This window comes from Stutzerimonas xanthomarina DSM 18231, assembly GCF_900129835.1.
In the GTDB taxonomy this organism is placed as follows: domain Bacteria; phylum Pseudomonadota; class Gammaproteobacteria; order Pseudomonadales; family Pseudomonadaceae; genus Stutzerimonas; species Stutzerimonas xanthomarina.
Genome location: NZ_FQXA01000001.1, coordinates 622325 through 648013 on the forward strand (window position 1 = coordinate 622325; position 25689 = coordinate 648013).

At 62.2% G+C, this 25689-nt stretch carries 22 protein-coding genes; 13 read left to right on the forward strand and 9 right to left on the reverse strand.

Going from position 1 to position 25689, the window contains the following annotated elements; translation table 11 throughout:
* The first annotated feature begins 19 nt into the window (after window positions 1–19).
* Window positions 20–2572: a hybrid sensor histidine kinase/response regulator gene (locus BUE09_RS02815; protein WP_073299188.1), complete on the forward strand. Its 2553-nt coding sequence runs from the start codon at window positions 20–22 to the stop codon at window positions 2570–2572.
* Window positions 2573–2679: 107 nt separating this feature from the next.
* Here BUE09_RS02815 and rpoH read toward each other — a convergent pair whose 3' ends face one another.
* The 4 genes from rpoH to ftsY all read right to left on the reverse strand — a co-directional run bounded on the left by rpoH (window position 2680) and on the right by ftsY (window position 6621).
* Window positions 2680–3534: an RNA polymerase sigma factor RpoH gene (rpoH, locus tag BUE09_RS02820; RefSeq protein WP_073299189.1), complete on the reverse strand. Its 855-nt coding sequence runs from the start codon at window positions 3532–3534 to the stop codon at window positions 2680–2682.
* 107 nt (window positions 3535–3641) lie between these two features.
* Window positions 3642–4652 carry a permease-like cell division protein FtsX gene (gene ftsX / locus BUE09_RS02825; RefSeq protein ID WP_073299190.1) on the reverse strand — a complete coding sequence of 337 codons (1011 nt, stop codon included), beginning with the start codon at window positions 4650–4652 and terminating at the stop codon, window positions 3642–3644.
* On the reverse strand, window positions 4649–5320 hold the full coding sequence (gene ftsE, locus BUE09_RS02830; protein WP_073299191.1) for a cell division ATP-binding protein FtsE: 672 nt from the start codon (window positions 5318–5320) through the stop codon (window positions 4649–4651). Before ftsE ends, ftsX begins: the two co-directional genes overlap by 4 nt.
* Window positions 5317–6621, reverse strand: a complete 1305-nt coding sequence (gene ftsY / locus BUE09_RS02835; protein WP_073299192.1) for a signal recognition particle-docking protein FtsY — start codon at window positions 6619–6621, stop codon at window positions 5317–5319. Before ftsY ends, ftsE begins: the two co-directional genes overlap by 4 nt.
* Before the next feature lie 239 nt (window positions 6622–6860).
* On the opposite strand from ftsY, the gene BUE09_RS02840 reads away from it, so the two are divergent.
* From BUE09_RS02840 to BUE09_RS02855, 4 genes are all read left to right on the forward strand, one after another.
* Window positions 6861–8213 (forward strand): M16 family metallopeptidase, encoded by a 1353-nt coding sequence (locus BUE09_RS02840; RefSeq protein WP_073299193.1) that lies wholly within the window; start codon window positions 6861–6863, stop codon window positions 8211–8213.
* The gene (locus tag BUE09_RS02845; protein ID WP_073299194.1) at window positions 8206–9744 is read left to right on the forward strand and encodes a M16 family metallopeptidase; all 1539 of its coding nucleotides are present in this window, start codon (window positions 8206–8208) and stop codon (window positions 9742–9744) included. Before BUE09_RS02840 ends, BUE09_RS02845 begins: the two co-directional genes overlap by 8 nt.
* Window positions 9744–10343, forward strand: coding sequence for a 16S rRNA (guanine(966)-N(2))-methyltransferase RsmD (rsmD, locus tag BUE09_RS02850; protein ID WP_073299195.1), 600 nt, complete (start codon window positions 9744–9746; stop codon window positions 10341–10343). Before BUE09_RS02845 ends, rsmD begins: the two co-directional genes overlap by 1 nt.
* A gap of 117 nt (window positions 10344–10460) precedes the next feature.
* A complete protein-coding gene (locus tag BUE09_RS02855; protein ID WP_073299478.1) occupies window positions 10461–11441 on the forward strand; it encodes a hydrolase in 981 nt (326 codons plus the stop codon).
* A 30-nt stretch (window positions 11442–11471) separates the two neighbouring features.
* Here the strand turns inward: BUE09_RS02855 and BUE09_RS02860 are convergent, their stop codons facing one another.
* Window positions 11472–12131: a TetR/AcrR family transcriptional regulator gene (locus BUE09_RS02860; RefSeq protein ID WP_073299196.1), complete on the reverse strand. Its 660-nt coding sequence runs from the start codon at window positions 12129–12131 to the stop codon at window positions 11472–11474.
* Window positions 12132–12263: 132 nt separating this feature from the next.
* Here BUE09_RS02860 and BUE09_RS02865 point away from each other — a divergent pair, with 132 nt between their 5' ends.
* From BUE09_RS02865 to BUE09_RS02885, 5 genes are all read left to right on the forward strand, one after another.
* Window positions 12264–13694, forward strand: coding sequence for a coniferyl aldehyde dehydrogenase (locus BUE09_RS02865; protein WP_073299197.1), 1431 nt, complete (start codon window positions 12264–12266; stop codon window positions 13692–13694).
* Between the two features lie 24 nt (window positions 13695–13718).
* The gene (locus tag BUE09_RS02870) at window positions 13719–14255 is read left to right on the forward strand and encodes a twin-arginine translocation pathway signal protein (RefSeq protein ID WP_073299198.1); all 537 of its coding nucleotides are present in this window, start codon (window positions 13719–13721) and stop codon (window positions 14253–14255) included.
* 41 nt (window positions 14256–14296) lie between these two features.
* Window positions 14297–15892, forward strand: a complete 1596-nt coding sequence (locus BUE09_RS02875) for a GMC family oxidoreductase (protein ID WP_073299199.1) — start codon at window positions 14297–14299, stop codon at window positions 15890–15892.
* 91 nt (window positions 15893–15983) lie between these two features.
* The gene (coaD, locus tag BUE09_RS02880; RefSeq protein ID WP_073299479.1) at window positions 15984–16466 is read left to right on the forward strand and encodes a pantetheine-phosphate adenylyltransferase; all 483 of its coding nucleotides are present in this window, start codon (window positions 15984–15986) and stop codon (window positions 16464–16466) included.
* Between the two features lie 138 nt (window positions 16467–16604).
* Window positions 16605–16856: a YfhL family 4Fe-4S dicluster ferredoxin gene (locus BUE09_RS02885; protein WP_025243441.1), complete on the forward strand. Its 252-nt coding sequence runs from the start codon at window positions 16605–16607 to the stop codon at window positions 16854–16856.
* A gap of 294 nt (window positions 16857–17150) precedes the next feature.
* Here the strand turns inward: BUE09_RS02885 and BUE09_RS02890 are convergent, their stop codons facing one another.
* The 3 genes from BUE09_RS02890 to BUE09_RS02900 form a co-directional block, all read right to left on the reverse strand.
* A complete protein-coding gene (locus BUE09_RS02890) occupies window positions 17151–17492 on the reverse strand; it encodes a multidrug transporter (protein WP_073299200.1) in 342 nt (113 codons plus the stop codon).
* A gap of 124 nt (window positions 17493–17616) precedes the next feature.
* Window positions 17617–18429 (reverse strand): bifunctional DNA-formamidopyrimidine glycosylase/DNA-(apurinic or apyrimidinic site) lyase, encoded by an 813-nt coding sequence (gene mutM, locus BUE09_RS02895; protein ID WP_073299201.1) that lies wholly within the window; start codon window positions 18427–18429, stop codon window positions 17617–17619.
* Between the two features lie 56 nt (window positions 18430–18485).
* Window positions 18486–19349: an HDOD domain-containing protein gene (locus BUE09_RS02900; RefSeq protein ID WP_073299480.1), complete on the reverse strand. Its 864-nt coding sequence runs from the start codon at window positions 19347–19349 to the stop codon at window positions 18486–18488.
* Between the two features lie 119 nt (window positions 19350–19468).
* Here BUE09_RS02900 and BUE09_RS02905 point away from each other — a divergent pair, with 119 nt between their 5' ends.
* The 3 genes from BUE09_RS02905 (at window position 19469) to ilvD (ending at window position 23723) form a co-directional block, all read left to right on the forward strand.
* Entirely contained in the window at window positions 19469–20008 is a 540-nt protein-coding gene (locus tag BUE09_RS02905) for a type 1 glutamine amidotransferase domain-containing protein (RefSeq protein ID WP_073299202.1), read from the forward strand.
* Window positions 20009–20311: 303 nt separating this feature from the next.
* Entirely contained in the window at window positions 20312–21508 is a 1197-nt protein-coding gene (locus BUE09_RS02910) for a class I SAM-dependent rRNA methyltransferase (protein ID WP_073299203.1), read from the forward strand.
* Between the two features lie 376 nt (window positions 21509–21884).
* Window positions 21885–23723 carry a dihydroxy-acid dehydratase gene (ilvD, locus tag BUE09_RS02915; protein WP_073299204.1) on the forward strand — a complete coding sequence of 613 codons (1839 nt, stop codon included), beginning with the start codon at window positions 21885–21887 and terminating at the stop codon, window positions 23721–23723.
* A 53-nt stretch (window positions 23724–23776) separates the two neighbouring features.
* Here the strand turns inward: ilvD and BUE09_RS02920 are convergent, their stop codons facing one another.
* Window positions 23777–25510 (reverse strand): DUF4153 domain-containing protein, encoded by a 1734-nt coding sequence (locus BUE09_RS02920; protein ID WP_073299205.1) that lies wholly within the window; start codon window positions 25508–25510, stop codon window positions 23777–23779.
* Between the last annotated feature and the right edge of the window lie 179 nt (window positions 25511–25689).

The window sequence follows — 25689 nt, forward strand, 5'->3', positions numbered from 1 at the left end:
CTCACGCACGGCAGATAGTATGAGAGAAACAAGTGCACCTTTCGGTAAGGTGCGGCAATTCTTTCACTGGCGTAACAGCATCGCCTGGCTCGTCCTCGGGGTAGCGCTGTTGGTACAGCTGGCCCTTCTCAATCATCTGCAGGTGAAAGAGGAGCGGGCAGCGCTCAAGCAGTTCGACCTGCTGGTAAACACCACTATTGAGGCCATTCATAAACGCATGACGGACCACGAGCAGATCCTGCTCGGGGCGGCTGGACTGTTTGATGCCTCTGGAGAGATATCACGCGCGGATTGGCGTGAATACAACGAGCGACTGCAACTGGCCGAGCGCTACCCCGGCATACAGGGCGTCGGTTTCGCCAAGGCCGTGTTGCCGTCGGATCTCGAAAACCATGTGCGGAGCGTCCGGGCTGAAGGTTACGACCAATACGTTGTCCACCCGCAAGGGGCGGACCGCCCGCTATATACCCCCATCGTCTTCCTCGAGCCCTTCCGCGATCGCAACCTGGCCGCTTTCGGTTTCGACATGCTCTCCGAGCCGGTTCGCCGGCAGGCCATGCTTGGCGCTGCCGAAACCGGAAGAACCCAGATCACAGGCAAAGTCACGTTACGCCAGGAGACCCACGGCAAAGTACAAGCAGGCATCTTGATGTATGTACCGCTGTACCGTTCTGACGAGCCGCTCACCTCGGTGACACAACGCCTGCAGGCGTTAAAGGGCTTCGTCTACAGCCCCTATCGGCTGGACGACTTGATGCGAGGCATCCTCGGCGCAGCCAATCCAAACCTCAGTTTGCACATCTACGCAGGCGATTCCGAGCAAACCGAGCAGCTGATCTTTGCCAGTCAAGATGCCCCTGATATCGGGCAGTCCAAATACAGCAAGGTCGTACAGCTGAACCTTTATGGCCAGACATGGACACTGCGCCTGGAGAGTCGCCCAGCCTTCGAGCAGTTTTTCCATACCAACAAGGGACTGATAGCGGGCCTCGGCACCGGTCTGAGCGCGTTATTGTTTCTGCTGACGTTTTCGTTGTCGCTCAGACACCGCCGTGCCGAGGCGCTGGCGCAGCAGATGACCGAAGACATCCGGGAAAACAAACGCGCCCTTCAGCTCAGCGAAGAGCGTCTCAGCCTTGCGCTCAAAGGCAGCAATGACGGGCTGTGGGACATGAATATGGATGCAGGCACCTTCTATGCATCGCCGCGCGCCTGGCACATGCTCGGCTACCGTCCCGGCGAGTTGAGTTCAGATCTCAAGCTCTGGGAGCGACTCATCGTAGCCGAGGATCTGCCTCAGGGACGAGCCCAACTGACCGAGACCATGCGCTCGACCGCCGATCACTTCACCACCGAGCTACGCCTGCAGCATAAAAGCGGCAAGATCACGCCTGTGCTGATCCGCGGCTACATTCAGCGCGACCGCAATGGCCAGCCGTTGCGCGTCAGCGGCACCAGCATGGACCTGACCGAGCACAAGCGCATCGAGCAAATGAAAGACGAGTTCGTCTCGACGGTAAGCCATGAACTGCGCACCCCGCTTACATCCATCAGCGGTGCCCTGGGCCTGATTACCGGTGGCGCCATGGGCGATACGCCTCCTGCCATGCAGCAGATGCTCGAGATCGCGCACCGCAACAGTCTGCGGCTGGGTTACCTGATCAACGATCTATTGGACATGGAAAAAGTCACCGCAGGCAAGATGGCCTTCGATATGCGCGAGCACTCATTGCGCCAATTGCTGGACGAGGCGCTAGTCAGCAACCAGGCATTCGCCGCACATTTCGGGGTGGACTGCATACTTCGCGATCCGGCCAACGTGCATGTCTGGGTCGACGGGGTGCGCCTGCAGCAGGTGCTGACCAACTTCCTCTCCAACGCCATCAAGTACACGCCAGAAGGTGGCCAGGTCACCCTGCACTGCAGCCGGCCCAACGCCAGCCATGTCCGCATCAGCGTTACCGATCAGGGCCCGGGCATCCCGGCAAGCTTCCAGACGCGGGTGTTCGAGAAATTTGCGCAAGCTGATGCCTCCGACAGTCGCCAGAAGGGCGGCACCGGCCTGGGGCTTGCCATTACCAGGGAATTCATCGAGCGGATGGGAGGTCGTGTCGGCTTTGATACGGCCGAAGGTCAAGGCACAACGTTCTGGTGTGAGTTGCCCATACTTGAATCGACCACCGTGGTTCCCGACTTGGGCCGGCCTCGCCTGCTGGTAATCGAAGACGAACCGGATACCGGCCGGTTGCTGCTGCTGATGCTGCGCGATGCCGGTTACGCGGTTGACCGCGCGCAGAGCCTGCACGCGGCTCGCGACAAGCTGGCCAGCACCCGTTACGAGGCGATGACGCTCGATTTGCATTTGCCTGACGGCAGCGGACGCGAGCTGATTGACGAAGTGCGTAACAACCCTGACACGCGTGACCTGCCGATCATCGTGATATCGGCGGCCAGCCATTTCGAGCAAAACGCCGAAGACACGGGAATCACCTGGCTACACAAACCCATCAGCGCGGCCCAATTGTTGATTGCCCTTACCGACAGCCTGGAGAGCTCCAGGCACTGCCGCTGACGCCAGCGATCATCGGGCTGTGAACCCCACCGCAAGGTCGAAAGCAAAAAAAAGGCGCTGCAGTTGCAGCGCCTTTGGGCTCGGGATGAAGATTTAGGCTAGGACTATCAAGCCTGAATGGAACCCTTGAGCTTGTTCATCGCATTTTTCTCAAGCTGACGAATCCGCTCAGCAGAAACCCCATACTTGGCGGCGAGATCGTGCAGAGTCGCTTTGGCATCGCTCAACCAGCGCTGCTGAAGGATATCGCGGCTACGCTCATCCAGCGTGTCCAGCGCCTCGTGCAGGTTCGAGTTGGAGTTATCACTCCAATCGGCGTCCTCAAGTTGCCGCGCCGGGTCGTAGCGATGATCCTCGAGATAATGCGCGGGCGACTGATAGGCGCTGTCGTCATCCGCATCGGCAGAGGGATCGAAAGCCATATCGTGCCCGGTGAGTCGGCTTTCCATCTCGCGGACTTCACGGGCCTCAACGCCCAAACTGTCGGCAACCCGCTCGACCTCATCGTTGTTCAGCCAGGCCAGACGCTTCTTCTGGCTACGCAGGTTGAAGAACAGCTTGCGTTGCGCTTTGGTCGTGGCGACCTTGACGATGCGCCAGTTGCGCAGGATGAACTCGTGAATCTCGGCCTTGATCCAATGCACGGCAAAGGAAACCAGGCGCACACCCATTTCCGGGTTGAAGCGCTTGACTGCCTTCATCAAACCGACATTGCCTTCTTGGATCAGATCGGCCTGTGCCAGGCCGTAGCCGGAATAGCTACGGGCGATATGTACAACGAAACGCAAGTGGGCCAGCACCATCTGACGGGCGGCCTCCAAGTCTTGCTGGTAGAACAGACGGCCAGCCAACTCGCGCTCCTGCTCGACCGTGAGCAGCGGAATGCTGTTGACCGTCTGCACATAAGCCTCGAGATTGCCTCCCGGGACCAGGGCTTGAACAGGCTGGAGATTAGATGTCATGCAGGTCCTCCAAAAATGAAGCTGCAGCAGTTTAGCACTGCCGCATGAGACTGCAAGTCTGCGGAAAAGTTTCCTTACAGCAATATAAGACCAATAAAATCAACAGCTTATCGCGGAGCAAGCTCACTTAGATGCCGTGCAACGGCTAACCAGGCGCCTATGTAACCCAGCAGCACGGCACCGAGCACGAGCGAGAGACCATCATCGGCCGGCACGCCTGCCAAACCGAAATCACTGCCATACAAGCCCGCGAGCCCAACGACCGCTTCGTTCAGCCAGCCAAGCCCATACGCCAACAAGACCCAGGCGATCAGGCCAGCACCCAAGCCGTACAACGCGCCCATATAGAGGAACGGGCGGCGGACGTAACCGTCTGTACCACCGACCAGCTTCACCACCTCTATCTCGGTGCGCCGGTTTTCGATATGCAAGCGGATGGTATTACCGATGACCAGCAGCAGCGTGGCGATCAGCAACAGGCTAAGGCCAAACACGAACCGATCACCCAACTTGAGAATCGCAGTCAACCGCTCCACCCAAAGCAGGTCCAGCTGCGCCTGCTCGACGCCGGGCAGCTCCGCCAAGCGTTGGCGCAGCGCCTCGAGGTTATCGCGATCAACCTCGTTGGGCGTCACCAGGATGACACCAGGCAGCGGGTTCTCCGGCAGTTCTCGCAAGGCCTCGCCGAGCCCCGACAGTTGTTGAAACTCTTCCAGCGCCTGCTCGCGACTGATCCAGCTGGCTTCGGACACGTCGGGCATCGCCCGGACTTGCTCGCGCAGCACCTGGCCCTGCGCCCCGTCCACATCCAGCTGCATGAACAGCGAAATCTGCGCCGCCCGTTGCCAGGAGCCGCCGAGTCGCTCGACATTGTCCAGCAACAGCGCCAGGCCCATCGGCAAGCTCAATGCGACCGCCATGACCAGGCAGGTGAAAAAGCTGCCGATCGGTTGCTTGATCAGCCTGCCGACGCTGTCGACCACGCTGGCTCGGTGGCTTTCCACCCAGGCATGAAAGAGGGTCTTGAAGTCCGGTTCATCGCTCTTTGGCTGGTCGGGCTTGTTGCGTACACCGCCCGCGCGTTCGGCTGGATTCGGGTTCTGCTCGGGTGCGCTCATCGGGTGGCCTCCCCGTCGCCGATCAATCGGCCACGTTGCAGCGTGAGCATGCGATGACGCATGCGGGCAATCAGCGCCAGATCGTGACTGGCAATCAGCACCGTGGTGCCGAGGCGGTTGATGTCTTCGAATACGCCCATGATTTCAGCCGCGAGACGCGGGTCGAGGTTGCCAGTCGGTTCGTCGGCGAGCAGCAATGCCGGGCGATGCACCACGGCGCGGGCAATGCCGACCCGCTGTTGCTGACCGGTGGAAAGGTCCGAGGGATACTGCAGCGCTTTATCCTTCAGACTGACGCGTTCTAGGGCGGTCATCACGCGCTGGCCGATTTCGCGCTTGTTAAGCCCGAGGATCTGCAACGGCAATGCGGCATTGTCGAACACGGTGCGATCAAACAGCAGTTGGTGGTTCTGGAATACCACGCCGATCTGCCGACGAAGAAAGGGGATCTGCGCATTGCTGATACGCGACAGGTCCTGGCCGGCCAATAGCAGCTTGCCACTGCTGGGCCTTTCCATCGCCAGCAGCAAACGCAACAAGGTGCTCTTACCGGCGCCGGAGTGCCCGGTAACGAAGAGAAATTCGCCGCGTTGCACATGGAAGGAAAGCTCGTGCAATCCGACGTGGCCGTTGGGATAGCGCTTGCCCACCTGCTCGAACCGGATCATGACGAGGCTCCGCCCGTCCCTTTCTCGGCGAACAGCGCGTTGACGAAGGCGTCCGCCTCGAAGGTTCGCAAGTCATCGATGCCCTCACCGACACCGATGTAGCGGATCGGCGTGCCGAACTGTTTGGCCAGCGCAAAGATCACGCCGCCTTTGGCGGTGCCATCGAGCTTGGTCAGTGCCAGGCCAGTCAGCTCCACTGATTGATTGAACTGCTTGGTCTGGTTGATCGCGTTCTGACCGGTTCCGGCGTCGAGCACCAGCAGCACTTCGTGCGGCGCAGTGTCGTCGAGCTTGCCCATCACCCGACGGACCTTTTTCAGCTCCTCCATCAGGTTGTCCTTGGTATGCAGGCGCCCGGCCGTATCGGCGATGAGCACGTCGATGCCCCGGGCCTTGGCCGCTTGCACCGCATCGAAGATCACCGAGGCGGAATCCGCGCCCGTGTGCTGAGCGATCACAGCAATGTTGTTGCGCTCACCCCAGATCTGCAGCTGCTCGACGGCCGCCGCACGAAAGGTATCGCCTGCGGCCAGCATGACTTTCTTGCCTTCGAGCTGCAGCTTCTTCGCCAGTTTGCCAATGGTCGTGGTCTTGCCAACGCCGTTGACACCTACTACCAGGATCACGAACGGATGCTTGCTGCCGTCGATCAGCAACGGTTGCTCGACAGGCTTGAGCAGGCCGGCGAGCTCTTCCTGCAACGCCTTGTACAGCGCACCGCTGTCTGCCAGCTCCTTGCGCGAGACTCGGCGCGCCAGGTTCTGCATGATGGCGGTGGTGGCCTCAACGCCAACATCGGCAGTTAGCAGGCGGGTTTCCAGCTCATCGAGCAGGTCATCATCGATGGCCTTCTTGCCAAGGAACAGACTGGCCATGCCTTCGCCAATGCTGGCGCTGGTCTTCGACAGGCCTTGTTTGAGCCGGGCGAAGAAGCCCAGCTTGGCTGGAACCTCTTGCACGGCCGGTGCAGGTGCAGGCTCGACGGCAATCTCGGCGAGCACTGGCGACTCGGGCTCTGCCTCGGGTTCAAGCGGCAGTTCAGCGGCCGGCTTGATCTGCGGTTCCTCGTCGGGCTGCACCTGGGCAGGCTCCGGCTCCGCAGCCGGGGACTCTTCGACCGTCTCTGCCTCGTCGGGCAATGCGGTATCGGGCTCGTCGGCGAACGGCTGGCTGTCTTCCAGAGGCTCGGCAGGCGGCGGCTCGGCCGCGGGTGACTGTGGCTTCTTGCGAAACCAGCCAAACAAGCCTTTCTTCTCGCCAGCCTCGGCCGGCGCCTTCTTATCGTCGTTTGAACCAAACATGGAGAAGATTTTCTCAAGAGGGCGATACGCCGGTAGACATGCCACCAGCCAGACGGGCGCTATCCTAGCATTGAGCATCGGCCTTCGCTAAGCGTGGCCATCCGCCCAGCCTGCCGCACCAGCACAGCACCTCCATATGCCTTTGCCCTGACACAAAGCCCCCAGTACCATGGCCCGCGTGTCCTCACCAGCCGGCGTCCTCGCGGGCGGGATCGATCACTGAACGAGCCTTTCTTCCTATGTCTCTGATGCTACGCCGCGCCGCAGCCCTGCTACTCGGCACCCTGTACCTACCGCTGCTCCTGGCTGCCGAAGCCCAACCCACCCATGAATTCTTCCTGGATAACGGCTTAAAGGTGATCGTGCGCGAAGATCACCGTGCGCCGGTCGTGGTTTCTCAGCTCTGGTACAAGGTCGGCTCCAGCTATGAGTCGCCCGGCCAGACAGGCCTGTCCCACGCGCTCGAACACATGATGTTCAAGGGCAGCCGCAAGCTTGGCCCTGGCGAGGCTTCTCGCATTCTTCGCGAACTGGGCGCCGAGGAGAATGCGTTCACCAGCGACGATTACACGGCTTATTACCAGGTTCTGGCGCGCGATCGCCTGGCCGTCGCCTTCGAACTGGAAGCCGATCGCCTGGCGAGCCTGAAGCTACCGCCAGAAGAATTCGAGCGCGAAATCGAAGTGATCATGGAAGAGCGTCGCCTACGCACCGATGACAAGCCCAGCGCGCTGGCCTTCGAACGCTTCAAGGCCATGGCCTACCCCGCCAGCGGCTATCACATCCCGACCATTGGCTGGATGGCCGACCTCAAGCGGATGACCATCGAGGAGCTGCGCACCTGGTATGAGCGCTGGTACGCGCCCAACAACGCAACCCTGGTGGTGGTCGGTGATGTCACGCTGGACGAAGTCCGGACCTTGGCCGAGCGCTACTTCGGGCCGATCGAAAAGGAGGCGCTGCCGGTCGCCAAGAGACCTCTGGAGTTGGATGAGCCTGGCGAGCGCCGGTTACGCCTGCATGTGCAGACTCAGGTACCCAGCCTGATCATGGCCTTCAACACACCGAGCCTGGCCACCAGCGACAACCCGAATCAGATCCATGCACTGCGGCTGATCAGCGCGCTGCTCGACGGCGGCTATAGCGCACGTCTGTCCCAGCAGCTCGAACGCGGCGAGGAACTGGTGACCAGTGCCTCGGCCTGGTACAACGCCTACGCCCGTGGCGACACGCTATTCGTTCTAAGCGCTGCGCCAAACATGCAGAAAGGCCGAACGCTGGAAGAAGTCGAGACCGGCCTCTGGGAGCAGCTGGAACAGCTCAAGCAGAGCGCGCCGTCGGCCGAGGAGCTGGAGCGGGTCCGCGCCCAGGTCATCGCCGGACTGGTCTACGAGCGCGACTCCATCACCCAGCAAGCCACCACCATCGGCCAGCTCGAAACCGTTGGGCTCTCCTGGCGGCTGATGGACGAGGAACTCAGCGCCCTGGAGGCTGTTACCCCGGAAGAGATCCAGCAAGCCGCTCGTACCTATTTCACCCGCTCACGCCTGAGCGTTGCCCATGTGCTACCCGAGGAGTCCAGCGATGAGTGATCGCCACCTGTTGCGTCGCGGCCTGCTCGGCCTGACGCTGGCATCCTGCCTCGCCCTGGCCGCCTGCAACGAGGGCGGCGATACCGCAGCATCCATCCCGGTGCCCACCGAGGGAACCGTCGCTACGCCAGCCGAGTCCGGACAAGCCATCGCTATTGAGGCCGAAGCTGCCAGCATGCAGCTGAACTCGTTGGCCGAGCTCGGCGATAAACCACTGGCCCGCCGTGAACTGAACATCCAGAGCTGGCAGACCGACGGCGGCGCCAAGGTGCTGTTCGTCGAGGCGCACCAGTTGCCCATGTTCGACCTGCGTCTGACCTTCGCCGCCGGCAGCAGCCACGATGACGGCGTGCCCGGCCTGGCCATGCTGACCAACGCCATGCTCAATGAAGGCGTCGAAGGCAAGGATGTCACCGCCATCGCCGAAGGCTTCGAGGGCCTTGGCGCGAATTTCGGCAACGGCTCCTACCGCGACATGGCAGTCGCCAGCCTGCGCAGCCTCAGCGAGCCGGACAAGCGCAAGCAAGCGCTACAGCTGTTCAGCCAGGTCTTGGGCCAACCGAGCTTTCCCGAAGACTCGTTGCAGCGAATCAAGAACCAGGTCCTGGCTGGCTTCGAATTCCAGAAACAGAACCCGGGCAAGCTGGCCAGCCTCGAACTCTTCGAGCAGCTGTATGGCGATCACCCCTATGCTCACTCCAGCGAAGGCACGCCCGAGTCGATCCCAGGCATCAGCGTCGCGGAACTGCGCGCGTTTCATAAAAAAGGCTACACCGCAGGCAACGCCGTGATCGCACTGGTTGGCGACCTCAGCCGCGAGGAGGCCGAAGCCATCGCCGCGCAGGCTTCCGCAGCGCTGCCGCAAGGCCCTGCCCTTCCGCCTCCGCCTTTACCCAGCGAGCCAACGGCCGGCACCCAGCACATCGAGTTTCCCTCCAACCAGACTCATCTGATGCTGGCGCAACTCGGGATTCCGCGCGGCCATCCGGATTACGCCGCACTGTATCTGGGTAACCAGATTCTCGGCGGCGGTGGCTTCGGCACTCGCCTGATGGAGGAAATCCGCGAAAAGCGCGGCCTGACCTACGGCGTCTATTCAGGCTTCAGCCCAATGCAGGTCGCCGGCCCGTTCATGATCAGCCTGCAGACACGCGCCGAGCTGGCTGAAGGGACGCTGGAGCTGGTTCAGCGGCTGGTAGCCGACTTCCTGCAGAACGGCCCAACCGACGCTGAGCTGGAACGTAGCAAGCGCGAAGTCGCCGGCAGCTTTCCGCTGTCCACGGCCAGCAACAGTGACATCGTCGGTCAGCTGGGAAGCATCGGATTCTATGACCTGCCACTGACCTACCTTGAAGACTTCATGCAACAGGTCCAGGCGTTGTCGGTCGAAGACGTCAAGGCTGCGATGAACAAGCATTTGAGCCCGGACGGCTTCGTGATCGTCACCGCGGGCCCGCAGGTTGAGCAGAAGCCGCTGCCACCGCCCAGCACGAAGCCCCTCGAACAACCCAGCAGCGTTCCGGAGCATTGATGGCCAAGCCACCCGTCCGTCCCTCCGCCCATGGGGGCCAGGGCCAGCTGCGTATCATCGGCGGTGAGTGGCGCAGCCGACGCTTCGGTTTTCCCGACGCCGATGGCCTGCGACCGACCCCTGATCGCGTCCGCGAAACACTGTTCAACTGGCTCGCGCCGTACCTCTCTGGCGCGAGAGTGCTCGACCCCTTCACCGGAAGTGGCGCACTTTATCTTGAGGCCCTGTCGCGCGGTGCCAGCATGGCCCTCGCGCTGGATGTAAACGCCAATGCCATTGCCAATCTGCGCAAGCATCTGGACACGCTCAAGTGCGGCCAGGGCCAGTTGCTGCAAAGCGACGCCCTGCGCTATCTCGAAACCCAGAACCCAACCCCATTCGACTTGGTGTTCCTGGACCCGCCGTTCAACAAGAACCTGCTGCAGCCCACCTGCGAGCTGCTGGAAGTCCGAGGCTGGTTGGCCAAGCACGCCTGGATTTATACCGAGAGCGAAGCTGCCCCCTCCAGTCTTGGCCTACCTGGCAACTGGCGCCTGCACCGTGAAAAGCAGGCGGGCAAAGTGAACTATGCGCTGTGGGAGCGCAGCGGCGCAGACTAAGCCTCAGAGCAGCGCTCTTCTGGCCGGGCAAAGCCGGCCAGCAATACGGACCCGCATTGCAATCAAGCCTGGGTGACCATGCCCACCACCATTCCAGATATCAGCGCCGCACTCGAAATGGAACACCCCTTCGCCCCGGCCAGATGGCTGCCCGGCGGCCATCTGCAAACACTCTGGAACCCGTTCTGCCGCCGCGCGCCTCTCCTGCCACGCGGTCGTGAGCGGCTGTGGCTCGCTGACGGCGACTTCATCGATCTCGATTGGCACGGGCCGCATGATCCCGAGGCACCGCTCGTGCTGGTATTGCATGGCCTGACCGGCTCATCGAGCTCGCTCTATGTGCTCGGCCTGCAACAAGAACTGGCGAGTCGGAAGTGGGCGAGCGTCGCGATCAACTGGCGAGGCTGCTCTGGCGAGCCGAACCTGCTCCCCCGCGCCTATCATTCCGGTGCGAGCGATGACCTGAGCGAAGTCATAGCTCACCTACAGGCCGCACGGCCGCTGGCGCCGCTGTATGCCGTGGGTTACTCGCTTGGGGGCAATGTATTGCTCAAATACCTCGGCGAAACCGGCCAGGCAGCACCGCTGCAAAAGGCCGTGGCGGTGTCCGTGCCCTTTCGCCTGGACCAGTGCGCCGACCGTATCGGCCTGGGCTTCTCGCGGGTGTACCAGGCGCATTTCATGCGCGAGATGGTCGCCTATGTCAGGGATAAGCAGCGCCTCTTCGCAAGCACGGGTGATGACGCGCACCTCTCGGCACTGCGGCGCCTGGGCTCGCTGGAAGGCATGCGCACCTTCTGGGACTTTGACGGCCGCTTCACCGCTCCACTGCATGGCTATGCCGATGCAACCGATTACTACCGCCGCGCCTCAAGCCGTTACTTCCTGCCGGACATCCGCATCCCAACGCTGCTGATCCAGGCCGAAGACGACCCCTTCGTCTTCCGCCACAGCGTGCCCGAGCCTGATGAGCTATCCGCAACCACCACCCTGGAACTGCACAGGACCGGCGGGCACGTTGGCTTCGTCGAAGGCTCGCCGCTCAAACCTCGCTATTACCTGGAACGGCGGATACCGGAGTGGTTGGCGGAGCCATAGCAGTCAAGCCCGGTCTCGTTGGCTGACACCTCACCCGTTGATTAGCGGCGCGTGCAATTGCGCCAACAAGCTTGAAACGCCGGGACGTGCAGCGTCCGTCACGAACCCTTCCTCGAGCGTCAGCAGCTGAAAGATTCCTCGACGCAGCATGTTCCTATCCATGCGCTTGTCCTCGGAACCGTCTACGGTGCAGAGAAAGGGCACCCATGACGTCATGATGATCCAGGCATTGACCGCCAGCGCCTCGACCTGAGGAGGCGTCATCTGGAGAATTCCGGCATCGACAAAACCCTGATAGATCTTCTGGGCGCTCAGCAAGTGGCGCCTGGCAAACCACCGATAGCGCTCGGCAAGTTGGTCGTCGCCGCTCAACAGATGCTCAAGATCACGGTGCACGAAACGGTAATCCCACATTGCCGAGAGCAGCGCTTCGAGGTATCCGGTCTTGTCGTCGATGGTCAGCGCTCGGCCTTCCGGCAGCTGTAGAAACCCATCGACATTGCGCTCATAGCGATCAAACAGCTCAGCGATGATCGCCTGCTTGTTGCGGAAGTGGTAATAGAGGTTGCCCGGCGAAATTTCCAAGTGCGCAGCGATGTGATTCGTGGTCACGCTGCGTTCGCCCTGTGCATTAAACAGCTCTAGGCTGGCAAGCAGGATACGTTCGCGGGTGCTTGGTTTTGGGGACATCGCGTAAAGCCACTTCGTCGTTCTTGGCCGGAGCGCAAAGGTAACCCGGTTGCGGTGGATGCGCACAGGTTTGACAGTTTAGAGTTTTTACTCTAGAAATCCTCATTCTGTCGCCCTTCCGGAGCATCGTTCATGCTTGCCGACGCTATGTATTCGCATCCCACCCATCTCGAAACCGAGCGTTTGCAGGCGTTATTCGAGCGTCAGCGCAGTGCATTTCAGGCCTACCCCAGCCCTACTGCAGCGGATCGCCTGCAGTGGCTGGAGGCGCTGCATGACTTGCTCGCCAGTCATCAGCAGCCGGTGATCGATGCCATCAGTGAGGACTTCGGTAACCGCTCGGCAGACGAGACGCGGCTCGCCGAGATCATGCCCAGCCTGGATGGCATTCGCCACGCCAAACGCCACCTGCCGCGCTGGATGAAGCCTTCTCGACGTCGTGTAGGACTGGCTTTTCAGCCCGCCAGCGCCCGCGTCGTCTACCAGCCACTCGGGGTGGTCGGCATCATCGTGCCGTGGAATTACCCGTTGTACCTGGCTATCGGCCCGCTGATCGGCGCGCTGGCTGCCGGCAACCGGGTGATGCTGAAGATGAGCGAGTCGACACCGGCCACCGGTCAACTACTCAAGGACTTGCTCGCGCAGATCTTTCCTGAGGACCAGGTCGCGGTTGTTCTTGGCGAGGCAGATGTGGGTATCGCCTTTTCAAAGCTGCCTTTTGACCACCTGTTGTTCACCGGCAGCACCAGCGTTGGCCGGCACGTGATGCGTGCGGCCGCGGAAAACCTGACGCCAGTGACGCTCGAACTGGGCGGTAAGTCGCCCGCGATCGTCTCGACTGACGTGCCGCTCGCCGACGCGGCCGAGCGCATCGCCTTTGGCAAGACGCTCAATGCCGGGCAAACCTGTGTCGCGCCGGATTACGTGCTGGTACCCCGGCCGCGCATCGAAGAATTCGTCGAGGCCTATCGAAAGGTGGTTCGGCGCTTTTATCCACAGCTGGCAGGCAATCCCGACTACACCTCGATCATCAACCGGCGCCAGCATGCCCGACTGCAGGGCTATCTGGACGACGCCCAGGCCAAGGGTGCGCGCCTGCTGCCGCTGTTCGAGCAGGGGCAGGACCGGCGCATGCCGCACTGCCTGCTGCTCGACGTCACCGACGAGATGCAAGTCATGCAGGACGAGATCTTTGGCCCGCTGCTGCCGGTGGTGCCTTACGACGAGATCGGTCAGGCCCTCGCCTATGTCAACGCACGCCCCCGGCCGCTGGCGCTGTATTACTTCGGCTACGACCGAGCCGAGCAGCGCCATGTGCTGCGTCACACCCATTCCGGTGGGGTCTGCCTCAACGACACGCTGCTGCATGTCGCCCAGGATGATCTGCCGTTTGGGGGCGTTGGTCCGTCGGGAATGGGCCACTACCACGGGCACGATGGATTCCTCACCTTCAGCAAGGCCAAAGGCGTCTTTATCAAGCAACGTTTCAATGCCGCGCGAATGATCTATCCCCCTTACGGCAAGGCGCTGCAGAAGCTGGTCTACAAGCTCTTCGTGCGCTGAAAAGCGCAGCCGGTGACAACAACAATGATCAATACCGAGCGACCATTTTCCCGCCGCAGCCTCCTCAGGGTCAGCCTGTTTGGCAGCGCGGCGCTCGCGGGCGCTGGCCTGATTGGCAGTTTGTCCGGTTGCAGTGCCGAGCATTCTGCTGCTGGCTTCGTACAGTTGCGCGAAAGCGATCTGCCGGTGCTGCGTCGCCTGACGCCAATCATCCTGAAAGGCGCCGTCCCGGCATCGAGCATGCCCAGCGCCGTGCAGGGCACTCTGACGAGCCTTGACGAGGGGCTCGCCCACTTGACACCCGCCGTATCAAAACAAGTTTCGCAGCTGTTCGATCTACTGAGCCTGCCGCTCACCCGCGGCCCGCTGACCGGTGTCTGGGGCGCCTGGGAGCAGGCGCACGACGGCGAGATTCAGGCGTTTCTGCAGCGCTGGGAAAACAGCCCGATTGCATTATTGCGGCAGGGTCATGCCTCGCTTCAGCAGATGATTCTGATGGCGTGGTATGGCCGACCGGAATCCTGGCGCCACTGCGGGTATCCCGGGCCGCCGGTCATCTAGCGATGAACACGAAGACCGCTCGCCCGACCTGAGGAACCGAAATGCCTGTCACCGACCCCTTTGCCGAAGGTATCGCCCGCGGCTGGAAAACCCATGACGGTTCACGGCTCGAGAAGGACATCACGCTCGACGCCGATATCGCCATCGTTGGCAGCGGGGCCGGTGGTGCCACCAGCGCCGAGTTCCTCAGCGCGGCCGGTTACAAGGTGCTGTTGATCGAGGAAGGCCCGTTGCGCAGCAGCCAAGACTTCGACATGCAGGAACCCGCCGCCTACGCCTCGCTGTACCAGGAGGCAATCGGACGGACCAGCAAGGACGGCGCCATCACCATCCTGCAAGGCCGCGCCGTCGGCGGCTCGACCCTGGTGAATTGGACGTCGAGCTTCCGCACGCCAGCCGCCACACTGGAGCACTGGGCTCGCGAACATTCGGTCAAAGGGCTTTCCGAACAATCCATGGCGCCCTGGTTCGAACGCATGGAGCAGCGCTTGGGCATCGAGCCATGGCCACTGCCGCCCAACGCCAACAATCAGGTGATCCGCGACGGCTGCGCCGCACTCGGCTACAGCTGGGCGGTAATCCCGCGCAACGTGCGAGGCTGCTGGAATCTGGGCTATTGCGGCATGGGCTGCCCGACCAATGCCAAGCAATCAATGCTGGTGACAACCATCCCGGCCACATTGGATGCCGGCGGCGAGCTGCTCTTCCTCGCCCGCGCCGACCGTCTGATGGTGGACAAGGGGCGCGTCACCGCATTGGAGTGCCTCGCCATGGATGCGCGCAGCGTTGCGCCAACAGGTCGCAAGATTAAAGTACGTGCACGCCACTACATCCTCGCCGGGGGCGGTATCAACACGCCCGCCATCCTGCTGCGCTCGGAAGCGCCCGACCCGCACCAGCGCGTCGGAAAACGCACCTTTCTTCACCTGGTGAATTTTTCCGCCGCACAATTCGAGCAGGTGATCAACCCGTTCTACGGCGCGCCCCAATCGATCTATTCCGACCACTTCCAATGGGACGATGGCACCCGCGGGCGGATGTCCTACAAGCTTGAAGTACCGCCCATTCATCCAGCCCTGGCCGCGACGCTGCTTGGCCGCGCCGGTATCGACAACGCCCTGCGCATGGAGCAGCTGCCGCATACCAACGCGATGATTGCGCTGATGCGCGACGGGTTTCATCCGGACAGCGCCGAAGGCCAGGTGCAGTTGCGCAGTGACGGCACCCCCACGCTCGACTACCGTATGACACCCTACACCTGGGATGGCATTCGCCGCGCCTACCACAGCATGGCGGAGATTCAGTTCGCGGCGGGTGCCAAGGCCGTATTGCCGCTGCACAGCGATGCGACCTATGCCGTCAGCCTGAAACAGACCCGGGAAATGATCGATGAACTGAGCCTCGAGCTGTATCGCACGCGCCTCGGCAGCGCCCATGTCATGGGCGGCTGCGCCATGGGTGAGGACCCGCGCCAGGCAGTCACCGACAGCCTAGGCCGGCACCATCAGTTGGAGAACCTGTCTATCCACGACGGCTCACTTTTCCCGACGAGCATTGGCGCTAATCCGCAATTATCGATTTATGCGCTGGCCGCGAAGCTGTCCAGCCAACTCGCCGAACGATTGAACCGAGCCTGACCACGACAAAGGGGCCTTCCGCCTTGATGCTTTACGCTGCGGTTACCGAGCCGCTACCATCCACCCCCCACGCATGCGTCAGGACGCCGCGATGAATCGAGTGCTGTATCCGGGAACCTTCGACCCGATCACTATGGGCCACACCGACCTGGTCGAGCGCGCCTCGCGCCTATTTGACGAAGTCATCATTGCCGTCGCTGCCAGCCCCAACAAGAATCCGCTGTTCCCGCTGGAGCAACGCGTCGCGCTGGCCAAGGAAGTGACCTCGCACCTGCCGAACGTCAAGGTCATGGGTTTCTCCACTCTGCTGGCGCACTTCGTCACCGAGCAAAAGGCCAACGTGCTGCTGCGCGGCCTGCGGGCGGTTTCAGACTTCGAATACGAGTTCCAGCTGGCCAACATGAACCGCCAGCTCGTTCCGGACGTGGAAAGCCTGTTTCTGACGCCCTCGGAAAAGTTCTCCTATATTTCCTCGACCCTGGTCCGCGAGATCGCCCGGCTTGGCGGCGATGTCAGCAAGTTCGTTCACCCCTCGGTGATGAAGGCGCTGACCGAGCGCTACGGCTGGCGCTGAAGCACCCAGCCTTTGCCCGGCAAAGGCTTACCGACAGAAGGGTGATCACTGCCGCGTGCACCGGGCGAGTCGATGCGGCAAAATTGGCGCGTCGTTATTACTTGCGCTGCGGCAGATGCCGCAGCTGGAGCCAGCTGGATGTCCCTGATAATCACCGATGACTGCATCAACTGCGACGTGTGCGAGCCCGAGTGCCCGAACAGCGCAATTTCCCAAGGCGAGGAAATCTACGTCATCGACCCCAACCTCTGCACCGAGTGCGTCGGCCATTACGACGAACCGCAGTGCCAACAAGTCTGCCCGGTGGACTGCATCCCGCTCGATGAAAGCAATGTCGAGAGCAAGGATGAGCTGATGCAGAAGTACCTGATCATTACTGGCAAGGCCTGATAGTCCTTCCGACCTCGCTGCGAGGATGAGGTCACCCCTACCGAGTACAGACTACCATCCATCCTCCACGCTGCAGCAAAGCGTTCGCCCCGCCGTGCGTAAGGGTTCAGGTCGACCGTAGCTGCTACTTCATGGGTGCAAACCCGACCTGTCATCGCATCGCGAACCTTGCGGTTGCACGCGCACGGTAGAAATGCAACAGCCGAAAACGACACGACCCCGCACGCGATGAAGCGGCGAGGCCGTGAAGGCAGATCGTACGGTTCGCCGATCCGATGGCGCGGAACCGAATTATCAGTCTTGGCGGTTGTAACCCACGCGGGTGCAGCCCAGGCAACGAGCGAACGCAGCAGCGCCGGGTTCGACCACCAGCGCCTTACCCGTTACCCCGATCCCTCCGCCCATGGCGGTGAACGGCAGGCTGACGACGAACAGACCGGCACCGATGGCAGTCGCGGCAATCAGCAGCGGACGCGCGATTAGCAGGTCGCCAACAATGGCAAAGGCTTTGGGGGCTTCTACGGTGTACATCGGATCGCCGCTGGCGTTCTGCTGTACCGATTGCGCCTGCGCGGGCATCGTCAGCAGGCCTGTGCTCAGGGCCAAGACAACAGCAGTGGAGCGAAACAGATTCATGGTGTGGTCCTTCAGCTGGGCGAAACGAGGCAGATAATTGTAGTGAGCGTCACTATAGCAGTGGCCGCCGGTTGTTGATCGTGAACACCGTCAATGCCTGCGCAGCGCATGGCAGATCGGTTTTTCATCGCTGACAGCGTCCGCAATAGACGCTGGCCCGCTGGCCGAGGCGAATTTCGCGCAGGGTTGAACCGCAGGTTTTGCAAAAATTCCCGCCTCGGCCGTAGACGAAAAGCTCTTGCTGGAAATAGCCCGGCTTGCCGTCGCCACCCACGAAATCGCGCAGCGTGGTGCCGCCGCGCTCGATGGCATAAGCCAGGATGCGCTTGATCTCCACGGCCAGTTTCAAATAGCGCGCCCGCGATACGGCGCCAGCGGCCCGCCGCGGATCGATCCCGGCGGCAAACAGCGCCTCGCTCGCATAGATGTTGCCGACGCCCACCACCACCGCGTTATCCATGATGAAGGGCTTGATCGCCATGCTGCGTCCACGTGACATCTGATACAGACGCTCTCCGTCGAACGCGTCGCTGAGCGGCTCCGGACCCAGGCTGGCGAGCAGCACGTGGCTCAGCGGATCATCGCTCCAGAGCAGTGCACCGAATCGGCGCGGGTCGGTGTAGCGCAGCGCCATGCCGGATTCCAGCACGATGTCGACGTGCTCGTGCTTGCCCACCAGCAGATCCGCCGGCACCAGCCGCAGGCTGCCTGACATGCCCAGGTGCGCAATCAGGGTGCCGACTTCAGCCTTGATCAGCAGGTATTTGGCGCGCCGGTCCACCGCCTCGATCCGCTGGCCGGACAGCCGCACGTCGAGGTCATCTGGAATGGGCCAGCGCAGCCGGCGCTCGCGCACGATGACCTGGCTGACACGTTGGCCGACAAGATGCGGGGCAATGCCGCGACGGGTGGTTTCGACTTCTGGAAGTTCGGGCATACGAGCGAATCGGTAGTGGACCGGGAGGCGACCTTAGCAGCTAACACACGCTCGGGTCAGCCGACACCCAGCTCACGGATGATGTCGCGCTGACATTCGAAATCGTATTCGGAGAGGCCGACGTACTCGAGCACCAGCTGCGCCACGGCGTCCCACTCATGGTCTTCTGGTTGGTCGCCCAGTACGCGATGACAGGCGCAGATGTGCTCGGCCATCTTCAGGATCGCCAACAACGTCTTGACCTGGGGATCGCTCCACTCGTCGTTGAACAGCGCCAGCGCGTTGTGGTGATTGGCGATGGCCTCGCACAGGTGCTGCGGCAGCTTCCACGAGCGCGCCACGAAATACCCGACCACCGCATGATTGGTGTTCAGCACCCGGTTTTCGATATCGGTGACGCGCGTCACGGCATCGACGCTGGCGTAGGCCTCCTCCAGCACCGTCATATAGCCAGGGAAGCGGGTCAGCATGAGCGGGATGCCGCAGTTGTGGAACAGCCCGAGGGTGTAAGCCTCGTCCGGTGCCGGGTGCCCGATGCGCTTTGCCAGCGCCAGGCAGGTGCTGGCCACGTCCTGCGCCGAATCCCAGAAGCGGTTGAGCGTGACGATCGCCGCATCGGTCAGCTCGCCGCGGATCGATTGCGCGTTGATCAGGTTGATCACCGAACGGCAGCCCAGCAGGTTAACGGCCTGCTGAATCGAGGCGATGCGGTTGGCGAGGCCGAAAAATGGCGAGTTGACTGTTTTCAGCAAAGCGCCGGACAGCCCTGGATCCTGGCTGATCAGCCGTGCGATGGCACGCAGGTCAGGATCAGGCATGACCTGCTCCATCTGAAGGTCAACCATGATCTGCGGCTGCGGCGGCACGCTGACCCCCTGCAGCACGCTGCGGATCTGCTCGTCGGTGAGTTCGATGGACATTGGACTGGCCTGACCTGGCGACTGGCACAAGGCCATCAAAGGGAGAATGCGAACTTTGGCCGAGTTCATGGTCGGATTTCAAGTAGACCCATCTGCAAACCGACGAGGAGGAAAACGAAATGGCCGAATCCCTGAAAGGCAAACGCATCGCGATCCTGGTAACGGACGGTTTCGAGCAGGTCGAGCTGACTGGGCCAAAGGAGGCGCTGGAAGAAGCCGGTGCGACCGCCGAGATCATTTCTTCATCGAATGGCGAAGTGACCGGCTGGAACCACACCACACCCGCGACCAAATTTCACGTCGATAAAACGTTCGACAGCATTCGCATGGACGACTATGACGCCGTACTGCTTCCCGGTGGCGTGGTGAATTCCGACAACATCCGCACCGACGAGATGGCGCAGGAGCTGGTTCGCGATGCGGCCCGGGCCAACAAGACCATCGCTGTGATCTGCCACGGCGCCTGGCTACTGGCCTCCGCCGACCTGGTCAAAGGCAAGCGCATGACCAGCTGGCCTTCGCTGACCGACGACCTGAAAAATGCCGGCGCCGATTGGGTGGATGAGCAGGTCGTGGTCGACGGACACCTGATCAGCAGCCGCAAGCCGGATGACATTCCGGCCTTCAGCCAAGCCCTGATCAAGGCCCTCGCGGCCTGACGGAAAGTGGGAGGATGGACGTAGGGTGGATCACGCTTCATCGATCCACCGTTACGCGGGTCTGGTCGTCACCTAAACCCGAGCATTGGCACAACACACATCGGTCATGGCAGGGGCTGCGATCACCGAACCGTTGCGGTCTGGATTCGTTGACTTGCTAACGCCAAACGCCGGCCAGCCTCTGCACAGGAACACTTCAACGCCTTTCCGTCCCAGCCCCGACCATCGTCCAGCGCTTTTATCGTCCAGCGCTTTTATCGGCTTTTATCCCTATAATCCCGCCCTTTTCCCGGAGCCCTCCCGATGAGCCTGCCCAGCCTGCGCCTCAAAGCCAACGCCGACCGCCGCCTGCGCGCCGGCCATCTGTGGGTTTACAGCAACGAGGTGGACACCGCCGCCACACCGCTCAGCGGTTTTGCCGCCGGTGATCAAGCAATCCTCGAAGCGGCGGGAGGCAAGCCGCTGGGCATCGTCGGCGTCTCGCCGAACAACCTGATCTGCGCGCGCCTGCTGTCTCGCGACCTCAAGCACAGCCTGGACAAGTCGCTGCTGGTGCATCGCATCCAGGTCGCGCTGTCGCTGCGCGATCGCCTGTTCGATCAACCCTGCTATCGCCTGATCTATGGCGACTCGGATCTGCTGCCCGGTTTGGTGGTGGACCGTTTCCATGACCATCTGGTGGTTCAGCTGGCCTCCGCCACCATGGAGCGCAACAAGGATGCCGTGCTCGAAGCGCTGGTCCAGGTGCTCAAGCCCCGCGGCGTGCTGTGGAAGAACGACTCCAGTGCCCGCGATGCCGAGGGTCTGGAGCGTTACGTCGATACCGCGTTCGGCGTGGTCCCGGAATGGGTCGCGCTGGAAGAGAACGGCGTGAAGTTCGAAGCGCCGGTGCTGCAAGGTCAGAAGACCGGCTGGTTCTATGACCACCGCATGAACCGCGCGCGCCTGGCACCCTACGTCAAGGGCAAGCGCGTGCTGGACCTGTTCAGCTACATCGGTGGCTGGGGCGTGCAAGCCGCTGCCTTCGGCGCCAGCGAAGTGTTCTGCGTGGATGCCTCGGCCTTCGCCCTGGACGGTGTCGAGCGCAATGCCGCGCTCAATGGAGTGGCCGAGAAGATGACCTGCGTCGAGGGCGATGCTTTCGAGGCGATGAAGGAACTGAAGAACGCCGAGGAGCGCTTCGACGTGGTCATCACCGACCCGCCCGCCTTCATCAAGCGCAAGAAGGACATCAAGAACGGCGAAGCTGCCTACCGGCGTCTGAACGAAGCCGCCATGCGCCTGCTGAACAAGGACGGCATCCTGGTCAGTGCCAGCTGCTCCATGCATCTGGAGGAAGACAATCTTCAGAACATCCTGCTCGGCAGCGCGCGTCATCTGGACCGCAACATCCAGCTGCTCGAGCGTGGATCACAGGGCCCGGATCACCCGGTACATCCGGCGATCCCCGAGACCCGCTATATCAAGAGCATCACCTGTCGCATCCTGCCTAACAGCTGACGGCGGAGCGAATGGCGGACGGTGGTTGTAAAAGCATCCATCCTGCGTCACGCCGAGCGGTCGAAGTAGGCAGCCAAGGTGACACAACACTGCTGGGCGCGGGCCATGCCCGCGAAACCTGGCACTGTTTGCAAGCTTGCCTGCTCCCGGCGATGACGCATGCCCGACCATCAACCTTTCCCGGTGCCGCAACCGCGCGTAGAATCGGTCCCATTCCTCGCCATCACCCCCAGGCGGGCCATGAGCCCAGGCCGCCCGAGCGATACCCCGCCTCGATCCGGCCCCACCGCACGCACGGTCACCTACCGTTGCACGCGGCACTGGTGACGCTCACCATAAGCACTATTCGAATCGCTGATTAGCCGCAGGAACCGTCATGCCCGATTACCGCTCGAAAACCTCCACGCACGGCCGCAACATGGCTGGTGCCCGTGCGCTGTGGCGCGCCACCGGCATGAAGGACGAAGACTTCAAAAAGCCGATCATCGCCGTTGCCAACTCCTTCACCCAGTTCGTACCCGGCCACGTCCACCTGAAGGACATGGGCCAGCTGGTCGCTCGCGAAATTGAAAAGCACGGCGGCGTGGCCAAGGAATTCAACACCATCGCGGTCGACGACGGCATCGCCATGGGTCACGACGGCATGCTCTATTCGCTGCCCTCGCGCGAGATCATTGCCGACTCGGTGGAGTACATGGTCAACGCGCATTGCGCCGACGCCATCGTCTGCATCTCGAACTGCGACAAAATCACCCCCGGCATGCTGATGGCGGCGCTGCGCCTGAACGTCCCGGTGGTGTTCGTCTCCGGTGGCCCGATGGAAGCCGGCAAGACCAAGCTCGCCAGCCACGGCCTGGACCTGGTCGACGCCATGGTCATCGCAGCGGACGAAACCGCTTCCGACGAGCAGGTTGCCGAATATGAGCGCAGCGCCTGCCCGACCTGCGGCAGCTGCTCCGGTATGTTCACCGCCAACTCGATGAACTGTCTGGCCGAAGCCCTGGGCCTCGCGTTGCCCGGCAACGGCTCGACCCTCGCTACGCACAGCGACCGCGAGCAGCTGTTCCTGCGCGCCGGCCGCACCATTGTCGAGCTCTGCCAGCGTTATTACGGCGAAGGCGACGAGTCAGTGTTGCCGCGCAACATCGCCAGCCGCAAGGCGTTCGAGAACGCAATGACCCTGGACATCGCCATGGGTGGCTCGACCAACACCATTCTGCACCTGCTGGCTGCGGCTCAGGAAGCCGAGGTCGACTTCGACCTGCGCGCCATCGACGCCCTGTCACGCAAGGTGCCGCAGCTGTGCAAGGTGGCGCCGAACATCCAGAAGTACCACATGGAAGACGTGCACCGCGCCGGCGGCATCTTCTCGATCCTTGGCGAACTGGCTCGCGGCGGCCTGCTGCATACCGATGTGCCCACCGTGCATAGCCGGACCCTTGCCGAAGGCATCGCCCAGTGGGACATCACCCAGACCCAGGACGAGGCAGTCCACACCTTTTTCAAGGCAGGCCCGGCCGGCATCCCGACACAAACGGCATTCAGCCAGTCGACCCGATGGGACACACTGGACCTGGACCGTGCCGAAGGCTGCATTCGCAGCGTCGAGCATGCCTACTCGCAGGAAGGCGGCCTGGCCGTGCTCTACGGCAACATCGCGCTCGATGGCTGCGTGGTGAAAACCGCAGGCGTGGACGAATCCATCCATGTCTTCGAGGGCACGGCGAAGATCTTCGAAAGCCAGGACAGCGCCGTGAAGGGCATCCTCAATGACGAAGTGAAAGCCGGCGACATCGTCATCATTCGCTACGAAGGCCCGAAAGGCGGCCCGGGCATGCAGGAAATGCTCTACCCGACGTCATATTTGAAGTCTAAGGGACTGGGCAAGGATTGCGCCCTGCTCACCGACGGTCGCTTCTCCGGCGGCACCTCGGGCCTGTCCATCGGCCATGCCTCGCCGGAAGCGGCTGCGGGCGGCGCCATCGGCCTGGTTCAGGACGGCGACAAGGTGCTGATCGACATTCCTAACCGCAGCATTCAGCTGCAGGTCAGCGATGAAGAGCTGTCCCACCGGCGCATCGAGCAGGACAAGAAAGGCTGGAAGCCGGCCGCCCCGCGCGCGCGCAAGGTGACCACGGCGCTCAAGGCCTACGCCCTGCTCGCCACCAGCGCCGACAAGGGCGCGGTGCGCAACAAGGCGATGCTGGACGGCTAATCGTTCCGGCTAATAGCTGCACACGGAAGCCCGACCATCGTGTCGGGCTTTTTTCATGGTTCGCCGATGGCCGGTTCCAGGCGAACTCCGCCAATCTCAATCGCCTTGAAGCGGGGCGCGACCAGCTCAAATTCACCCCGTTCCAGAAGTTCGCCAAGCGCAGCGCTGGCCGGAAGCGCGCCTCCAGTGACGCGCAGCTGGCCAAGCCAACGCCAGCCTCCCGCCGCAACACGTCCCATCACCGGCACCACCTTGGGCTCGCCGCGGAGCAGCAAGACTTCGGATTGGCCGTCCCGATCCAGATCCGCCGCAAACAACCGGCACTCATCCACGCACCCCTGACTGCTGACGGTACGCGCCAGCGAGCCATCCTCATCCGCTATAGCCTCACCAATCCAGGGCACTGGCGGCGCAGTCGCGACCTCTTGTTCGCGTTTCCAGGCCCAATAGTGGTCCGCACGATCCAGTCGCTGCAGATCGCCCTTCAGCCGCGTGCGCAGCGCCTCGTCCTCCCAAGGCTCGTCCAGCGCCTCACGCAGTGCTTGCAAATAGCGCCGCCCAGGTTCGCCCAGCTGAAAGCGCAGCGCACCGAGATCGGTACGTTCGGCTGGTAGCGAGGCATCTAGCAGCCGCTGATACTGATTGGCCGCGCTCAGTTGCAGCGGGCTCAGTGCCGGCACATGCATCAACACCAGCAGGCAGGCCACTAGCAGCGCCAAAGGCGGGTTGCTTTGCCGGAGCCCGCTTAGCCAGGCGGGGTCACGCCGGAGCACCGCCCTCACCAGTGCCAGGCCATGCACCATCGCCACCAGCGCCAGGAGCGCAGCCAATACACGATCCGGCGTCAGCCCGTACTGATCGATACGCAGCCACAGCGCATGCATCGCGAGCCCGGCCAGCAGTGGCAGGCACAGCGAACTCGCGTCGGCCAGCAGCCGCAAGGGCCGGGGGTAATGGGCGGTCTGCAGGCCGTCCTGCACGACCCCGTTGAGCAAAGCGACATGCGCGAACACTAGCGTCAGCAGGATCGGCGTTGCATGGCGTGTCGCCCACAGCGGAGCCAGGCCGGTGAACGGCAGGAACACCACGAACAGCAGGAGGATCACCACCGTCAGTGGCAACAGAAACCGGCACATCGCCTGCAGCACGTTGCGCAGCGCATCGATGACCTGACCGCGCTCGCGCCCAATGTGCAACCCGACGGCGGCAACCGTAGCGCTGGCGACCCAGGCGAAGCCGGACGATTCGAAGAACCGCTTGAACTGATCGACCCCGAGCATGCTGAACAGGCCGGACCAGAGCCATATCAGCAGCCAGAAGACGCCGAGCATGACCAGCGCCATGAACAACAGCAGCCCGTTGTTCCAAGCGTTCCGATAAAGCGCGCTGTAGTCGAAGCGCCAGCGATGAGCAGCGTCCCGCGCCTGGATAAACGGCGTGAGGATGTAGGCCAATGCCAGCTGGCTCCACAGCAACAGCGTGCCGGTCGTTTCATCGAAGTAATACCAGCGCGGCTGATCGAACTGAGCCCCAAGCCATGCCGCCAACACGGCGGGCAACAGAACAGCCGGCAGCAGCAGCTTCCAGCGCTCAGCTTCGCGCAGTTGGCCCCAGAGCATCTGCAGCTGCCAGCCACCCACCACGACGAGGACGATCAGCGCGGAAAACAGAGTGCGCCAGAGCATCCCGTGCGGCCAGCTTTCACTGGCCAGCCATAGCGTCAATCCTTGCAGGAGCCCCAACGACATGAAGACCGCCAGGGTTCGCTGTTCAATCACTTTTTGCATAGTGTCCTTCAGTTCTCGTTGGCTAGGCCGCTGCCAGCAAGGCCGCGTCCATTGAATCGCAAGGCAGCCGAGTATGTGAGCCGCACCAGGGCACCGCAACGCAAGGCCCGCCGGGCTGTGACTGGATCGGTGGTTGCGTTCAGATGTGCCGGCACCGTCTCACCGCCTGCGCTTACTGC

Bases quoted from the DNA above. Each gene is read 5' to 3' on its own strand.
- BUE09_RS02875 (WP_073299199.1), top strand. From the start codon at position 14,297: ATGCCTGTCACCGACCCCTTTGCCGAAGGTATCGCCCGCGGCTGGAAA.
- BUE09_RS02870 (WP_073299198.1), top strand. From the start codon at position 13,719: ATGATCAATACCGAGCGACCATTTTCCCGCCGCAGCCTCCTCAGGGTC.
- ftsX (WP_073299190.1), bottom strand. From the start codon at position 4,652: ATGAGCGCACCCGAGCAGAACCCGAATCCAGCCGAACGCGCGGGCGGT.
- BUE09_RS02865 (WP_073299197.1), top strand. From the start codon at position 12,264: ATGCTTGCCGACGCTATGTATTCGCATCCCACCCATCTCGAAACCGAG.
- BUE09_RS02910 (WP_073299203.1), top strand. From the start codon at position 20,312: ATGAGCCTGCCCAGCCTGCGCCTCAAAGCCAACGCCGACCGCCGCCTG.
- BUE09_RS02815 (WP_073299188.1), top strand. From the start codon at position 20: ATGAGAGAAACAAGTGCACCTTTCGGTAAGGTGCGGCAATTCTTTCAC.
- BUE09_RS02885 (WP_025243441.1), top strand. From the start codon at position 16,605: ATGTCCCTGATAATCACCGATGACTGCATCAACTGCGACGTGTGCGAG.
- rpoH (WP_073299189.1), bottom strand. From the start codon at position 3,534: ATGACATCTAATCTCCAGCCTGTTCAAGCCCTGGTCCCGGGAGGCAAT.
- BUE09_RS02890 (WP_073299200.1), bottom strand. From the start codon at position 17,492: ATGAATCTGTTTCGCTCCACTGCTGTTGTCTTGGCCCTGAGCACAGGC.
- ftsE (WP_073299191.1), bottom strand. From the start codon at position 5,320: ATGATCCGGTTCGAGCAGGTGGGCAAGCGCTATCCCAACGGCCACGTC.
- BUE09_RS02905 (WP_073299202.1), top strand. From the start codon at position 19,469: ATGGCCGAATCCCTGAAAGGCAAACGCATCGCGATCCTGGTAACGGAC.
- BUE09_RS02920 (WP_073299205.1), bottom strand. From the start codon at position 25,510: ATGCAAAAAGTGATTGAACAGCGAACCCTGGCGGTCTTCATGTCGTTG.
- BUE09_RS02855 (WP_073299478.1), top strand. From the start codon at position 10,461: ATGGAACACCCCTTCGCCCCGGCCAGATGGCTGCCCGGCGGCCATCTG.
- rsmD (WP_073299195.1), top strand. From the start codon at position 9,744: ATGGCCAAGCCACCCGTCCGTCCCTCCGCCCATGGGGGCCAGGGCCAG.
- BUE09_RS02900 (WP_073299480.1), bottom strand. From the start codon at position 19,349: ATGTCCATCGAACTCACCGACGAGCAGATCCGCAGCGTGCTGCAGGGG.
- BUE09_RS02840 (WP_073299193.1), top strand. From the start codon at position 6,861: ATGTCTCTGATGCTACGCCGCGCCGCAGCCCTGCTACTCGGCACCCTG.
- mutM (WP_073299201.1), bottom strand. From the start codon at position 18,429: ATGCCCGAACTTCCAGAAGTCGAAACCACCCGTCGCGGCATTGCCCCG.
- ilvD (WP_073299204.1), top strand. From the start codon at position 21,885: ATGCCCGATTACCGCTCGAAAACCTCCACGCACGGCCGCAACATGGCT.
- coaD (WP_073299479.1), top strand. From the start codon at position 15,984: ATGAATCGAGTGCTGTATCCGGGAACCTTCGACCCGATCACTATGGGC.
- BUE09_RS02860 (WP_073299196.1), bottom strand. From the start codon at position 12,131: ATGTCCCCAAAACCAAGCACCCGCGAACGTATCCTGCTTGCCAGCCTA.
- BUE09_RS02845 (WP_073299194.1), top strand. From the start codon at position 8,206: ATGAGTGATCGCCACCTGTTGCGTCGCGGCCTGCTCGGCCTGACGCTG.
- ftsY (WP_073299192.1), bottom strand. From the start codon at position 6,621: ATGTTTGGTTCAAACGACGATAAGAAGGCGCCGGCCGAGGCTGGCGAG.